The sequence below is a fragment of the Pigmentiphaga litoralis genome, assembly GCF_013408655.1.
Taxonomy (GTDB): Bacteria; Pseudomonadota; Gammaproteobacteria; order Burkholderiales; family Burkholderiaceae_B; genus Pigmentiphaga; species Pigmentiphaga litoralis_A.
In genome coordinates this window covers 338,086-353,643 of record NZ_JACCBP010000002.1, presented here as the reverse complement: position 1 = coordinate 353,643, position 15,558 = coordinate 338,086, and the positions used below count along the sequence as shown (strand labels likewise).

Annotated in this window: 6 protein-coding genes; 2 read left to right on the top strand and 4 right to left on the bottom strand. The window is 67.3% G+C overall.

The window, feature by feature from the left end; all coding sequences use genetic code 11:
- Window positions 1–54 precede the first annotated feature (54 nt).
- On the top strand, window positions 55–2,838 hold the full coding sequence (locus HD883_RS21850) for a bifunctional acetate--CoA ligase family protein/GNAT family N-acetyltransferase (protein ID WP_179589098.1): 2,784 nt from the start codon (window positions 55–57) through the stop codon (window positions 2,836–2,838).
- Between the two features lie 83 nt (window positions 2,839–2,921).
- Here HD883_RS21850 and HD883_RS21845 read toward each other — a convergent pair whose 3' ends face one another.
- The 4 genes from HD883_RS21845 to HD883_RS27485 form a co-directional block, all read right to left on the bottom strand.
- On the bottom strand, window positions 2,922–6,863 hold the full coding sequence (locus HD883_RS21845; RefSeq protein ID WP_179589097.1) for a DUF748 domain-containing protein: 3,942 nt from the start codon (window positions 6,861–6,863) through the stop codon (window positions 2,922–2,924).
- Window positions 6,864–6,874: 11 nt separating this feature from the next.
- On the bottom strand, window positions 6,875–7,222 hold the full coding sequence (locus HD883_RS21840) for a TIGR01244 family sulfur transferase (RefSeq protein ID WP_179589096.1): 348 nt from the start codon (window positions 7,220–7,222) through the stop codon (window positions 6,875–6,877).
- A 514-nt stretch (window positions 7,223–7,736) separates the two neighbouring features.
- Complete coding sequence (locus tag HD883_RS21835) at window positions 7,737–8,627, bottom strand: OmpA family protein (RefSeq protein WP_179589095.1); 891 nt, start codon at window positions 8,625–8,627, stop codon at window positions 7,737–7,739.
- 47 nt (window positions 8,628–8,674) lie between these two features.
- Window positions 8,675–14,002 carry an ESPR-type extended signal peptide-containing protein gene (locus tag HD883_RS27485; RefSeq protein WP_373563449.1) on the bottom strand — a complete coding sequence of 1,776 codons (5,328 nt, stop codon included), beginning with the start codon at window positions 14,000–14,002 and terminating at the stop codon, window positions 8,675–8,677.
- 543 nt (window positions 14,003–14,545) lie between these two features.
- Here HD883_RS27485 and HD883_RS21825 point away from each other — a divergent pair.
- Window positions 14,546–15,553: a Bug family tripartite tricarboxylate transporter substrate binding protein gene (locus tag HD883_RS21825; protein WP_179589094.1), complete on the top strand. Its 1,008-nt coding sequence runs from the start codon at window positions 14,546–14,548 to the stop codon at window positions 15,551–15,553.
- Window positions 15,554–15,558: the final 5 nt, after the last annotated feature.

The window sequence follows — 15,558 nt, the reverse complement described above, 5'->3', positions numbered from 1 at the left end:
GCATATCCCTTGAAATGGCCGCATGCCGGCCCCTGCCGGACTTGAGAAAGGGCTATGTCACGCCACAGCTTATCCCCCCTGTTCGACCCGCGTTCGCTGTTGGCGATCAGCGATCGCCCCCAGCCGTTGATGATCACGTTGCCGCCCGCCTTGCGCGCGACGACGACCGAGATTCGGCTCGATGCCAATCAGCGGATCACCCTGCCCTCGCCGTTGTGCGGCAGTGCGGACCCCAAGGCGCGGCCGGATCTGGCCGTGATCAAGGTGCCGCGCGCAGCATTGCGGGGCGTGCTCGAAACGCTGTCTGCCCTGCCCCCGCGTGCCGCCATCGTGATCACGCACGAACCGTCGGATGACGACACGGCATTTTGCCGCCGGTGGGCGCAGACGCACGATTGCATGTTGCTGGGACCGCACAGTTTCGGCTTGCAGCGGCCGCATGCGGGCTTGAATGCCAGCGTGCATCCGCGGCTGGCGCGATTGGGGCGTGTGGCGCTGGTGACGCAGTCCCGGTCGATCATGGCCGTGGTGATGGATTGGGCGGACGACAATCGCACGGGATTTTCGACCGTGGTGTCCTTGGGCGCCGAGGCCATGCTGGACGTGCCGACGGTGCTGGATTTTCTGGTGGCCGATCCGCGGACCGACAGCATTGCGCTGTACCTGGAAGATGTGCAGAACGCTCGCGAGTTCATGAGCGCGGTGCGGGCGGCGTCCAGTGTGAAGCCGGTGGTGGTGCTGAAGGCGGGTCGTGCGGGTCAGGCGCGCACCAGCGTGCGGCCGGGTGCGCCTGCCGAGACCGGCGCGCAAGATGGCGCGGTGTCGACGATTCCGTCCGACGTGGTGTTCGATGCCGCGCTGCGCCGCGCGGGTGCGGTGCGGGTGCGTTACTTCGTGCAGCTGTTTTCGGCGGTGAAGGCTTTGGGTTTTGCCAAGCGCCCGAGTGGCCGGCGTATTGCCTTGTTCGCAAACGGTAGCGGGCCGGCGCAGCTGGCGCTGGATCTGATGGGGCCGGGTGGCGCGGCAGTGTCGCCGGCGGAATTGAACGAGATCACCCGGGTGGAGTTGGCAGGCGCGTTGACCGCGACGTCGTGGGTCGATAACCCGGTCGTGGAGTTCTCGGCCTTGACGCCGGACGCATGTACCAAGGCCATCCGCAGCCTGGTCGCGGACCCGGGGGTGGATGGTGTGCTGGTGGTGCTGTCGCCGGATCCGGACGCCAGTATGGAAGCGGTCGCGCAGGCCTTGACCGAGGTGGCGCCCAAGGCGGCCAAGCCCGTGATTACCTGTTTCATGGGCGACGCGGCCATGCGGCCGCTGCGGCGTGTGCTGGACGATGCCGGGTCGCCGGCCTTCCGCACACCCGAGTCCGCCGTGGATGCATTCGGCAATCTGGCGACCTATCACTACAACCAGCAATTGCTGCTGCAGACGCCGCCGCCCGAGCCGCCGGGCCAGTCCCCGGACCTGACGGGTGCGCGCATCATGATCGAGACGGCGCGGGCCGATGGACGGCTGACGTTGACTACGCCCGAAGCCAAGGCCTTGTTGGCCGCCTTCCATATCCCGGTCGTGTCGGTGGTGCTGGCGCGTTCCGCGGCCGAGGCCGTCATTGCCGCGCAGCAGATCGGCTTTCCGGTGGCGATCAAGATCGATTCGCCCGATGTGGAACGCAAGTCCGCGGTGCGCGGGGTGCATCTGGACATCCGGAACACGACCGAGCTCGTGACCGCGTATCACCGCATGCTGGCCAACGCGCATGAAGCGGCGCCCAACGCGCGGGTGGCGGGCATTACGGTCGAAGCCATGTCGAGCCCGCCGGGGGCTGCCAAGGTGGCGATCGGCGTGGCCCGGGACCCGCTGTTCGGGCCGGTGATCCGGTTCGGCACTGGCGGGACACGCACCGAAGCCGTCAACGGGCGCGGCGTGGAACTGCCGCCGCTGAACGGCTTTCTGGCGCAGCGGCTGATGGAGCGCACGGCCGTGTGGCGGCATACCCTGGCCGGTCACGCATCCCCGGAAGCGCTGGATACGCTGGAAGACACGCTGGTGCGGGTGTCGGAGATCGTGTGTGCCTTGCCGGACATTGCCACGATTGATATCAATCCGATCATCGTGGACGGGGCGCGTGTGCTGGCGGCCGACACGCGCATCACCCTGATGCCGGGCATGGCGTTGCCGGAGGGCGCGACGGCATCAGGCGCCTCGGAACTGGGCACCATCGATGCGGGCGCCACGGCCTATGCGCACATGGCCATCCACCCCTATCCCACGCGGCTGGTGCGGCATGCGCAGTTTGCGAACGGGGCGCCCTATACGATCCGGCCGATCCGTCCGGAAGATGCCGTGCCGCTGCAGACCTTTACGCGCGGGCTGTCGGAGCACACGCGCTACATGCGCTTCATTTCGACGATGCGGGAGCTGTCACCGCGGATGCTGGCGCGTTATACGCAGGTCGATTACCACCGCGAACTGGCCGTGGTCGCCACGGTGTGGGAACCGGATCCCGAGCGCCCTGCCCTGCTGCACGAAGTGGTGATCGGGGTCGCCCGCTATCTGCTGAACCCGGATGGCGAAAGCGCCGAATATGCGCTGGTGATCGGTGATGACTGGCAGCGCAAGGGGCTGGGCATCCAGCTGATGACGACGCTGATCGAAGCGGCGCGCAACCAGGGGCTGTCGCGCATTGAAGGCTTCGTGCTGGGCAATAACGGGCCGATGCTGACCCTGATGCGCCGCCTGGGCTTCCAGGTGGATGTGGACAAGAACGATCCGTCGATGCGGCAGGTCTGGCTGGCGCTGCAGACGGATCGTGGCGATCAGCAACCAAGTCGTTGATGGCTGCAACACGTTGTTTGTCGCCATCAACAAGGTGATGGATCACGCCAGCAACGTGGTGGCGCCTTCGATCTGATCGTTGATTACTTCAACGAAAAGTCCACACGCGTCGTCTTGCCGTCCTTGATACCTTCGGCGTCGGTGTGCGGCGTGATGATGAAGGCGCGTTCGCTCAGCCCGGCGTCGCGCAATACCGCCATGACCGCCTGGGCGCGGCGCACGGCCAGCTCTCGCAGCTGCGGTGCGCCGACTTCCACCTGCGCTTCAAGCAGGGACCGCATCTCGTCATCGGGCAGGGACTTGGTCAGGCCGATTGCGTTGCGCGGTTTGTCGAAGCTTGCCGCTTTGTAGGCGGCTTCCAGATAGGTTGACTCGTCACCTGGTTGCAGCGTGATCGTGGTGGGGTCGACGTCGTTGCGACGGGTCACGACGCGCCGTTTCTGTTCCAGCATCATCTGCTCGACACCCACCTTGCGCAGCGCGTCGGTATCGACCGCGGGGTCGGCACGGCCGCTGATATCCAGCTTGAGCGCCGGGCGATCTTTCAGCGCCTTGATCAGCGTGTCGATCTTGGCGCGTGCGGTGCTGCCGAGCGCCGTGCGGCCCGGGTCAAATTCCACATACGACAGTTCCTGTCCTCCACTGCCGCCGAACGCCGAGGCGATCAATGAAAACGGCGACGTCACCGCGCGCACGATCAGGTTGCCCAGCGCGCGGAAGACGACGGCGCCAATGGAAAACTGCGGGTCGTCCAGCGAGCCCGCCACCGGCAGGTCCAGGTTGATTTCGCCCTTGCTGTTCTTGAGCAGCGACACGGCCAGGCGCACCGGAAGATTGAGCACGCTCGGACCGTCCACCCGGTCGCCGAAGGTCAGTTGATCCAGCAGCAGCTTGTTGCTGGCGGTCAGCTTGCCGTTCTCGATCAGGTAGTGCACGTCCATCGACAGCTTGCCGCGTTCGATGGGGTAGCCCGCGTATTTGGCGGCGTACGGGGTCAGGCCGGGCAGATCGACCCCCTTGGCGCTGGCGGTGATGTCGGTATAGAGCTGCTCGCCAAAGGGTTGCACCTTGCCGCTGATGTCGACGGGCGCGTTGCCATCGACACGGCCCTTGAGGGTCACGTTGGCGGGTTCCGGACGGTCGGTGGACAGCGCGGTGATGCCGCCTTCAATGTCCGTCAGGTTGGCGGTGTAGTTGGGCTTGACGAAGTTGTCGGTGAAGTTGATGTTGCCACGGCTCAGTTGCAGGCCGCCGATGCGGATGGTGCGTTTGCCGGTGTCGGGGGCGGTGGCCACCGTCGCCTGGGCCTTGCCGCTGCCGCCGCGTTCGCCTGCGGCCTGGGTGATCGACGCATTGCCTTCTTCGCCCGGCGTGACCAGCAGTTCGCGCAGGTTCAGGCGGCCGCTTTCGCGCAGGATGACGCGGGCAAAGAAGTCTTGCAGGGCGATGTCACCCAGGTCGGCGGTCAGCACGTCGCCTTGCTGTTTGACGTCGAGTTGCTTGAAGCCCAGGCGGCGCCAGCGCAGGAAGTCGGCGCGGTTGGCTTTGTCGAGCAGGGTCAGGTCGTTGACGTCGGCCGACCCTTTCCAGGCCACGGACTGCGGGGTGCGTCCGGCGGCGGCGGTAAAGTCCAGCCGGCCCTTGGCGCCGACGACCAGGCTGGCGACAGTGGCGTTGATGCGTTCGGCAATGTAGGGCGCAAAGGCCGTCAGGTTCAGGCGGGTGGCGGTCAGGTCGGCGTTGACGGCCAGCGGCGATGGCGTGACCTTGCCGGATGCATCGAGCTTGCCGCCGCGTTGCAGGCCGCTGGACAGCGTGAAGTCGATGGGGGCGGTGGCGGGCCAGGCGAGCTTGCCGGTGGTCAGCCGCAGGTCGTCCAGGCGGGCGTTGACGCGGGGCGTGACGGATTCGTCGGTGAAGCGGACAGCGGAGTCGGTAATGGCGACGCTGGTGGCGGAGACGGTCCAGGGGGCGGCGGGCGTGGCTGGTGTCGCAGCGGGTGTCGCAGCGGGTGTGGCGGCGGCAGCGGTTGCTGGAGAAGCGGCGGACGTGGCTGGCGTAGCGCCGGGCGTGGCTGCGGTGGGCGTGGCTGGCGTAGCCGCGCGCGTGGCTGCGGCACGCGTTGCCGGTGCAGCTGCGTTCGTTTTCGACGCGCGGCCCTTCGGTGGCTTCGGATCCGCTGCGGCTGCCGGCTGACGGGTGGATGCCCCCGTTGCCGCGGAACCCGTTGTGTCCGTCAACGAGGCCCAGGATATCGCGCCACTGCGATCGCGCTGCGCGGCAAGATTGAGCGCGCTCAGGGTAATGGCGCCCAGGTGGGCACGGCGCGCTTGCAGGTCGCCTTCCAGGCCTTGCAGGGCCAACTGGTCGAACTGCAGTTGGGATTCAGGATTGGCCAGCGGTGCCGCGCGTAGTTGTTTGATGCTGACGGCGCCGTCGTTCCAGGCCACCTGCATGCCGCTTGCGCCTTGCGATGCACGAACCTTGGCCTTGACGTCCAGCGTGCCGCGATCGATGGCGAGCGCGACGTAGGGTTTCCAGAGCGGCGTGAGGGCCGGCAAGGCCAAGCCGGTCAAGGAGGCGTCCAGGTCCGCGCCAAACGGCTGGAGGCGGACCGGGCCGGTTACCTTCACTGCACCCGCATCGGCGACTTTGGCGTCCAGGGACAACGTTGCGGGCGCGTTTGACGGGTCAGGAAAATTGAGCGCGCTTACCTTCAGGGCAATGCCGGACAGCGACGTGCCGAAGTTGTCCTTGGCGTCCTGCCAACGGACGTTGCCGCCGGTCAGGTCGACTTCCTTGACGGCAATTTGCCAGGCGGCGGGCGCAGCCGTTGGCGCGCGAGAGGCGGTCGGTGGAACAGCGGTTGCTGCCGGCGGATTCGCTGCAACAGGCGCGGGCGTCGCCGTCGCGGTAGGACCAGCTGAAGCAGCAGCAGGCGCCGAAGATGTTGCCGTCGTCGCCGCAGGCATCTTCGCCCCCGGCTGCGGCGTCGCCACGCGCACCACGTTCACTTCCCCCGCCGCGCTCCGCGTCACATTGACCTGCGGGTCCACGACTTCCACGCGCCCTATCGTCACGCGCCTGGCCAGGGGCTCGACCGCCATCTCTTTCACGGCCAGCGTCTTCACCTGCAGCAACGCCGCGTCGTCCGGCGTGCTGCGTACGTCGACGTCGTTCAACGCCACGTCCCCACTGATGCGGAACGTGGGGGCAACGTCGGGCGGGGCGTCGAACACCATCTGCAGCTGCGCGTCCAGCGTGCCCTTGCGCAAGGCCACCGGATACGGCAAGGGCCAGGCATCGGCAAAGGCATCGAGCGCCAGGCCATCCAGATGGAAGTCGAGCGAGGACGTACGCGACGCGTCGAACGGCCGTGCGCGGCCGCCCAGGTCCAGCGGACTGCCGTTGATGACGGCGGTCAGGCGGGGCAGGACGTCGATCTCGACGGCATACGGCAGCGTCGACAGGAAAGGCAAGCCGATGTCGAGCGACTGCACGGTGTGCGTGCGGCCGGTGACCTTGTCCTGCAGGGTGATATCACCGCCCTGCAAGGACACATTGTTCAAGGAAAATCGGGGCGTGCCGCCATCGCCGGCGGGCCGCGCAGCAAGGCGTTCAAGGATGTCGCTGATGTTGAAGCGCCGGGTGTCTTCGCGCACCAGGGCCAGCCGCGGTTCGGTCGCGGTAATGCGGTCGAGCACGGGCGCCAGCCGGAACAGGGACGTGATGGACGCATCCACGTCCAGGCCTGCCACGGTCAGCAGCGGGGTGGTCCCGTCGGGCTCGAACACATGCACGCCGCGCGCGCGGAGCACCAGCGTGAAGGGATTGAAGGTGACCGTGTCGATGCGCGCCGGTCGGCCCAGGATCTCGGCCGATTGCGATGCGGCCAGGTCCTGCACAAGGATCGGCACGCGCCACGCGGCCAGGCCCGACAGCAGTAGCCAGCCGGCCACCACGCCGCCGCCGATCTTGAGCGACCGTCTTGCCCAGACGGGCAGCCTGCCGAACCGCGCGCGCACGACCACGCCGCTTAACGCTGCGCGATGGCGAGTTGATACAGGCGGGTGCTGCGCGCGCCGCTACGGCAGAAGGCCAGGACGGGGCCCGGCAGCGTGTCGAGCTGCTGCGCAAAGGTGGCGACGTCGCCTGCCTGGATGTTGGCGCCGTTGACGGGCTGGTGCACGTAGTTCAGGCCGGCGGCACGGGCGGCTTCGCCAATGGTGTCGGCGGCGGGCTGGTCGGCGCCGCCTTCAAAGTCGGGACGGTTGTTAATCACGCTTTTGAAGCCGGCGGCGGCCAGGGCGGCCATGTCTTCGGGGGCCAGTTGCGGCGCTACGGCAAAGTTGTCGGAAAGCGGGGTGAACGAAGGTGCGGACATGACGGATTCCTGAACTGGGAAGAGTGAGTCAACCATGCTACCCCGGCGACGCGCCGTCGCCAAACCGCCAAAAAAAGAGGGGAGCCTGAGCTCCCCTTCACCCTCCGGCGGATGACTCCGGCCGGCGGTCCTTTCTCGTTACCTGCTTGACTGCTACCGGATCAGCGCCTTTGCCGCCGATGCGTTGCCTGACTGCGTTGCCCGATGGCGTTGCCTGACTGCGTTGCCGGATGACGCTGCCCGGCGGCGTTGCAGCGAATGCGTTGCGCCTGTGCCTTGCCTCGATGGCGTTGCGCCGGAGCGTTGCGGTCGATGTCCCGATCGATGCGTTGCCTGCCGTGCGTTGCCATGATGCGTTGCGCCAGTGCGTTGCCTTCGTGTCCTGCCGTCCTGCGTTGTCTGCCTGCCTTGCCGTCCTGCGCTGCCGTGTTCGTTGCCGTCCTGCGTTGCCCGCCTGCGATGTGCTGCGGCGTTGCGCCGATCCGGGCCACCCTTTCTAAACTTGTTGAAGCTGCTAGCGGCGTGCCTCGGCCTTGCCCGTGATTTCGAGTTCGACCCGCCGGTTGGGCGCCAGGCACGCGATCAATGCCGTCCGGTTGCTTTGTGTGCACTGGACCACCGGTTCGCGCGATCCGCGGCCATCCGACGTCACCACATTGCCCGGCACGCCGGCGCGGACGAGGTAGCTCGTGACCGTGGCGGCCCGTTCGCGAGACAGCGTGTCGTTGGTCGCGGCATTGCCGATGCGGTCGGCGTGTCCGACCACATGGACCCGTTCGACATCGACGGCGCGGATCTCGCGGCTCAGCTCATCCAGCCGGCGACGGCCTGCCGTCGAAATGCTGTTGATGTCGGACTTGCCGAAATCGAACAAGGCATCGGCGGCCAGCGTCACGCGGCGCGGCGCCGGAGGGGGCGGTGGGGCGACGGGCGCGACCACGGGTGCGGGCGGCGGCGGGGGTGGCGGCGCGGCCACCGGACGCGGGAACACCATGTCGGCGCACTCGCGTTTGTCCCACGCACCGGTCTGCGTGCGCATGGCGTCGTCGTACTTGATCTGGTATTGGCAGACCAGGTACTCGTTCCCCTTGCCCGTGCGGAAGTTGAAGATGTAGTCCCACTGCCGCACGTTGAAGACGCCCTCGCTGAAGTGCGGCGGACCGACCAGGTCGTACACCTGCGGCTTGGTCAGGCCAGGAATCATCTTGCGCAGGTTTTCGATGTTGGCGAAGGTGCCTTCCTTCAGGGTCGCGCTGGCCTTGTCCGGGAACTGCGGAGCGCCGGCATCGGCGTTGGCGACGACCGGGCGGCTGGTGGCGCCGCCCTTGAACATCGAGCAGCCGCTCAGCACCAGCAGCGTCAGCAGGGATGCCGCGACGAGTGCGCCCTTGCGTGGGTGGGACATGGAATTCTCCGTGGGTGGGTGGTGCCGGATCATGGTGGGGTTGCGCATCAGAATTGGTAACCGGCGCCGACCACCGCACCGAGCTTGCCCTGCGAGTTCACGTTGCCCGCGAACTTGTAGACCCAGCGGCCGTTGTCGGTAATCGTCGACACGCCGATCGCCACCGCGGACTGGCCGAGGTAGTTGCTGACCGCGGCCGACGCCATGCTCTTGCCAGGCTGGTAGGCCGACGGCAAGCCTGCCACGGCCATCGCCGACGCCGCACCCGCATACGAATTGCGTTCGTATTTGCGCAGGTCGCCACGCAGGTTGTTCAGGTCGTCGCCAAAGCTCGACGTCGCATCACGCAGTTGCTGCACGTTGACGGCATCGGTGCCTTGGGTGCCGGCCCGCACGTTGGTGATCTGACGATCCCCCGTCGCGCCGCCGCCCACCGAGACCGAGTTGTCGCGGGTGGCCACCGATGACGTACCGATCGCCACGCTGTTGGTCGCGGCGGAAGCCACCTGCGTGCCGTTGCCCAGCGCCATGCTGCCCGAGGCCTGTGCCTGCGCATTGTTGCCAATCGCAACCGCATTGGCGCCCGAGGCCACGGCAGCCTGACCGAACGACGACGCATTGGCGCCCGATGCCACGGCGCCTTGTCCCAGCGCGGCCGTGTTGGTGCCCGAGGCGACCGCGCCGTTGCCGGCGGCCGTGGCATTGCTGCCCGATGCATTGGCCGCGTTGCCCAGTGCCGTGGCTTGCGCACCGGCCGACAGCGCGCCCGCGCCGCCCGCCACCGAGTCCACGCCCGTGGCGGCCGGCTTGGCCCGTGCCAGCGAGTTTTCAACCTGGAACATGCCGTCCTTGCCGGCGATCACGTTGGTGACGTCGCCCGAGATCGCCTTGACCTGGCGGACGTTGGCCGCATCGGTGTCGGCCACGCCGTCTGCCACGTTGGTGATCTGGCGTTCGGCGCCCACGGCGCCGACCGACACGCTGTTGGACCGGTCTGCCACCGACCCGCTGCCCAGCGCCACGCTGTTGCTGGCCGTGGCCTTGGCGTCAGCGCCCACTGCAGTCGATTGCGCGCCGCTGGCGGTGGAGTTCGAGCCCACCGCGACGGCCGCCGTGCCCGTGGCGGCCGCGGCATTGCCGGTGGCTACCGAGTTGTCGGCCGCAGCGTTGGCGGACTTGCCCGTGGCCACGCTGTTTGCGCCCGCCGCAATCGCTTGCGGACCCGCTGCCGTGCTGTCGATGCCGGTGGCCTGTGCGCCGGGGAGTGTCGAATTGGCGCGGAAGTAGGGCGAACCGCCGCTGGTGTTGATGGTCTGGATGCTGTTGTAGAGGCTGGTATTGCTCAGGACATTGGTGGTGTCCTGCGTCCATCCCCACAGCTGCGAGCCGTTCACGGCGTCGGTGCTGGCAGCCGTTTCCGCGCCGCGAGACAGGTTGGTGATGCGGGTCGAGCCGCCGCCGGCATTGAGCGTCAGCACGGTCTTGGTCGCGTCGTCGTACTTGACGGCCAGCTGATCGAGCTGCGTCACCTGCGAGCCCACGGCCCGCAATTGCGCAATGTTGGCGGCATCCGTATCGATGCTGCCGGCCGCGACGTTGGTCAGCTTGCGTTCGGCGCCTGCCGAACCAATCGAGACTTCACCGGCCGAGTTCTGTGGCGCGGCCAGGGCCACCGCCGTATAGCCAGTCTGCGCGCCCACCGACGTCGTGGACCCTGCGCCCAACGCCACGCTGTTGGCCTGCGTGGCCGCGGCGTTTGTGCCCAGCGCAACCGAGTTGGCTGCCGATGCTGTCGACGCACCCCCTGCCGCCACGCTGTCGGCGCCGGTCGCGGCCGCACCGGCCAGGGCCGTGTTGGCGCGGAAGTAACGGGTGCCTTGCAGGTCGATCGTGTTGATCGTGTCGCCCAGCGTGGTGACAGTATTGGTGACCGTCGTGACGTTCTGGTTGGTGGCGTTCAATTGCGCGCCGTTGACCGCGTCGGTGCTGGTGGCGGTCAATGCGCCTGCCGTCACGTTGCTGATGCGGGTGGACGCGCCGCCTGCGTTCAGCGTCAGCTGGCTCTTGCTGGCATCGTCATACTTGACGGCCAGGGCGTCCAGGTCGCCAAGTTGCGAGCTGACGGCGCGCAGTTGGGCAACGTTGGTGCCATCGGTGTCGGCACTGCCGGCGGCTACATTGGTCAGCTTGCGTTCGGCGCCTGCCGAACCAATCGACACTTCGCCCGCGGAACTTTGCGGCGCGGCCAGGGCGAACGCCGCGTAGTTGGTCTGTGCGCCAACCGTGGTGCCCGCTCCGGCGCCCAGCGCGACGCTGTTGGCCTGCGTGGCGTTGGCGCCGGTGCCGAGGGCGACCGAGTTGGTGGCCGAGGCCGCCGCTGCGCCACCCGCCGCCACGCTGTCGATGCCCGTTGCCGACGCACCGGCCAGGGTCGAATTGGCGCGGAAGAAGCGTGTGCCTTGCAGGTCGATCGTGTTGACGGTGTCGCCCAGGGTGGTGACCGTGTTGGTGACCGTGGTGACGTTCTGGTTGGTGGTGTTCAGCTGTGCGCCGTTGACCGCGTCGGTGCTGGTCGGCGTCAATGCGCCGGCCGCGACGTTGGTCACGCGGGTGGACGTGCCGCCCGGGTTCAGCGTCAACGACCCCTTGGTGGCGTCGTCATACTTCACGGCCAGGCCGTCCAGGTCGCCAATCTGCGAACGCACCGCGCGCAATTGCGCCACGTTCGTGGCATCGGTGTCCAGGCTGCCAGCGGCCACGTTGGTCAGCTTGCGTTCGGCGCCTGCCGAACCCACCGACACTTCACCGGCCGACGTTTGCGGAGCGGTCAGGGCAAAGCCCGTGTAGCCCGCTTGCGCGCCCGTCGTGGTGGTCGCACCCGCGCCCAGCGCCACGCTGTTGGCGAGCGACGCGTTGGCGCCCGTGCCCAATGCCAGGCCATTCGCAGCCGACGCCACGGCATTGCCGCCCGCGGCCACCGCGTCGATGCCGGTCGCATCCGATGCGGCCAGCGTCGAGTTGGCGCGGAAGTACTTGGTGCCGGCGTTGTTGATCGTGTTGACCGAGTTGTTGAGGGTATTGACCGAGTTGTCGATCGTGGTCACGGCCGTGTTGGTTGCGTTCAGCTGCGAGCCATTCACGGCATCGGTGCTGGTGGCCGAGACCGCGCCGGCTTTCAGATTCGTGATCGTGGTGCCGCCCACGCCGGCCAGGGTCGCGGTGCCTTTGCTGACGTCGTCGTACTGGATCGCGTTGGCATCGCCCACGGTGATCTGCGTTTCCAGTGCGCGCAACTGGCGCAGGTTGACGGCGTCGGTATCGACCGTGCCGCCCGCCACATTGGTGATCTGGCGTTCGGCGCCAGCGCTGCCGACAGACACCACGCCTTGCACGGGCACGGCCAGGCCGCTGTAGGCCTCGACGCCGGTACCCACGCGATTGGCCACGGACTGGAAGCCGATGGCGACGCCGCCAGCGACGTTGGACGTGGCTTCGGCGCCGATGATGGTCTGGCCGTTCGCGGTACCCAGCGTGTTGTCGCCGATCACCACCGAGTGGCCCTTGCGTACCGCGTAGTTGGTGTTGGGCACACCGATCATGTTGGGGTCGGTAAAGATGTCGTTCGCGTTTTCGTTTGGCAGCAGGTGGCGCGCGTTGGTACCGATCACCACTTCCTGCGACCCGTTGGCCGACGCGCCGTCACCGATCAGGACCTGGTTGTTCTGCGCGGCAGGCACGTCCCAGCAGGTTGCGCCGGCCAGGCCGAGCACGTTCAGGCAGTTGTTGCCTTGCACGTACGACGGCGGCGTGGTGCCGGGCAGCAGCAGGCCGTTGTTGTAGGTCAGGCCGGAATTGATGTTGGTGATGTAGTTGCCCGACGTGACACCGCCCAGCAGGGTCAGGTTCTGCTGGGGGAGCGTACCGCCCGTGGTGCCTGTCAGCGTGCCCGTGACAGGTGCCAGGTCCAGGACCGGCAGGCCGAGCACGTTGACGACGCTGAAGCGCGCGTTGATGTTTTCGCGGTTGACGGCCAGGGCGCCCGAACGCAGATACGATTCCTGCTGGCCAAACGCGGCCAGCGTCAGCGGCGCCAGGCCTTGCCCGACACCGCCGGTCACGCCCGCCGTCCCGATGACCAGCCCATTCGGGGGTGCGGGGTTCAGCGGCGGCGCGATCGAGCCCGACACGACCGGCGTGGGCGCGATGGTGGGCGACACGATGTTGCCGATCACCGGCAGACCCGCCAGCGGCGTGGTGATGCCACCCAGCACGTTGGTGACCGGCGCGGCGATCACGCCCACGCCGTTGGTGATCGGGGTGAGCGGTGTGGTGACGGGCGCAAGCGCCGTCGTGACGGGTTCCAGCGCGCCGGTCACGGCGTTCAGGACAGGCGTGGTGGCGGTGGCGACCGGGGTCGTGACCGTTGTCAGGGCCGCGGTGACAGGCGCCACGGCGTCGGTGACGGGGGTCAGCGGAGAGCTGGGCGTTCCTGCCAGCGGGGGCACCAGGGCCGCGACCGGCGCCACCACGGTATCCAGCGTATCGGTGACGAGGCTGATGGACGGCGTGCCGTTGCCGCTCGGGGTGGCCACACGCGACACCGGTGCAATCACAGCGTTGACCAGGGTCGGCAGGCCTGAGGCGGGATCGGAACCGCCGCTTTGCGTGACAACGGTGGACAGCAGTTTGGGCACGGCGGTGCTGAGGGTGGCCAGGGGTTCGGACACGACCGGTGCGGCGGCGCCACCCACGATCGGGCCCGTGACTGCGGCCACCGTGGTCTGGGTGGCTTGCGCGATGGGGGCGGTGCGTGCGGCGGTCGTCGTGATTGCGGTGCGCACCGGCTGCGTGGTCGTGGCGGCGACCGTCCGCACGGTGGTTGGCGTGGGGCCTGCCAGGGGCGCGGTGACGGCCGCGACCGGAGCCTTGAGCGTCTGCGCGACATTCTGCAGCGACGGCACGGCCGTGATGACCGCCGGAACCTGCGACATCGATGGCGAGGCCATCGGCGTGTCCATCAGCGGGGCGTTCAGCATCGGCACCACGCCATTCATGGCGGACACCGTGGCCGACTGCAGCACCGCGGGCGCCGTGCTTGCGACCTGCACGGTTTGAGGCGTCTGGCTGACCTGACTCAGGGCGGCGGTCATGCTGCCCACCAGGGGGGCGGTCGTCAGCCGGCCATTCAACAAGTCCGGGGTGTCGTGCATGCCTGCCGCCAACGACGGCGCAGCGACCAGCGAGGCGCCCAGCAGCACGGCGGCGCTTGCGCCCACCCGCGCACCGCCGCTCTTGCCCTTGGCCCGGGCGTTCTCGGCCACGGCAACCCACGTACGCAAGGTGTCACTCCAAACGGTGCGATAGATCTTGTTCACTTTCAATCCCCCGAGAATTCCGATCCTGTGAATCCATCCCCCGAATGCCGTCACGCAGGGCGCGGGTCACAGGGCGAATGGCTAGTCCGATTTACTTTTGCAAAAGGTGTGCCATCGGGTGACACATCGCCACAAGGCATCGACTACCGGCCGGCTGAGGTCTTGCCACCACTACGCAAGCCATTGAATTCATTGGAGTTATTGTTGAGCTGGCGGCTGTTTTCGGGTGCATTTGCATGGACTCACCAGGGGTGAAACGGACTGCGGGTTAACCCCGAATTTGTGGGGGACGTTACGTCACAGGCGATACGACGTTACGTAACGTCATCGCAACTTTGCGAGTATTTCGGCCAACGTCGACCTATCGACTTTTCATATGGATCCATATGAATTTTTCGATAACGCATATGGGTCGGCCCCTGATAGATTGAAGCCGGCTACCTGTTGTCGGGGTGCCTTGCAGTGCATCGAGCCGGTTGTGCGCAGTGGTGAACCGGCCATTCACGAGACATTCCAGATTCCTTCCGCCTCTTGAGAACTGTCATGCACCTTTTCCCTTCACCCGCGCGCCGCGCCCTCCTCACCCTGGTCTGTGGCGCTGCGCTGCTCGCCGGGTACGCTACCCAGGCTGTCCGGGCCGCCGACGCGTGGCCCAGCCGGAACATTCGCCTTGTCATTCCGTACGCGCCCGGCAATGCCGGCGACGTCACGTTCCGCCTCATCCAGGCCGATCTGGAAAAGCGGCTGGGGGCGCGCTTCTACATCGACAACAAAAGCGGAGCATCCGGCAACATCGGTGCCGAAGACGTGGTGCGCGCGGCGCCCGATGGCTACACGCTGCTGCTGGGCGCCACCAACAACTTCGTCATGAACCAGTACCTGACCAAGGGCCTGCGCTACGACCCGCTGAAAGATCTGGTGCCCATCACCAAGGTCAACCTGGCCCCGTCGGTCGTGGTGGTGAACACGTCGCTGCCGGTCAATTCGCTCAGTGAACTGACGGCTTATGCCAAGGCAAATCCCGGCAAGCTCAACTTCGGCACGCCCGGCAATGGCACGCCCCCGCACCTGACCGGCGTGCTGTATGCGCAAATGACGCAGACGGAAATGGTTCACGTGCCCTTCCGCGGCGCGCCCCCGGCGGTTCAGGCGCTGCTGGCCAACGACGTCCAGATCTTTTTTGCCAGCGCCGGCATCAGCACGGTTGCCGGGCACCTGGCCGCGGGCAAGCTGAAGGCCTTGGCGGTGGCGGATAGCCAGCGGCTGGCCGCATTGCCCTCGGTGCCGACCACGGCGGAACAGGGCCTGCCCGACCTGCGCACCGGCAACTGGTGGGGCCTGGCCGCGCCGGTCGGCACGGACCCGGCGATCCTGGAAAAGATTGCGGCCGCCGTCAAGGCATCGGTGTCGTCGCCCGAGATCGTTGCCAGATTCAACGAGTTGGGCCTGAGCGGGGTGGGCAATACGCCCGCCGAATTTGCTGCCCAGAACGCGCGGGAAGCGGCCGTATGGCAGGCCACGATCAGCAAGGCGAACATCCAGGTGGACTGACGCCA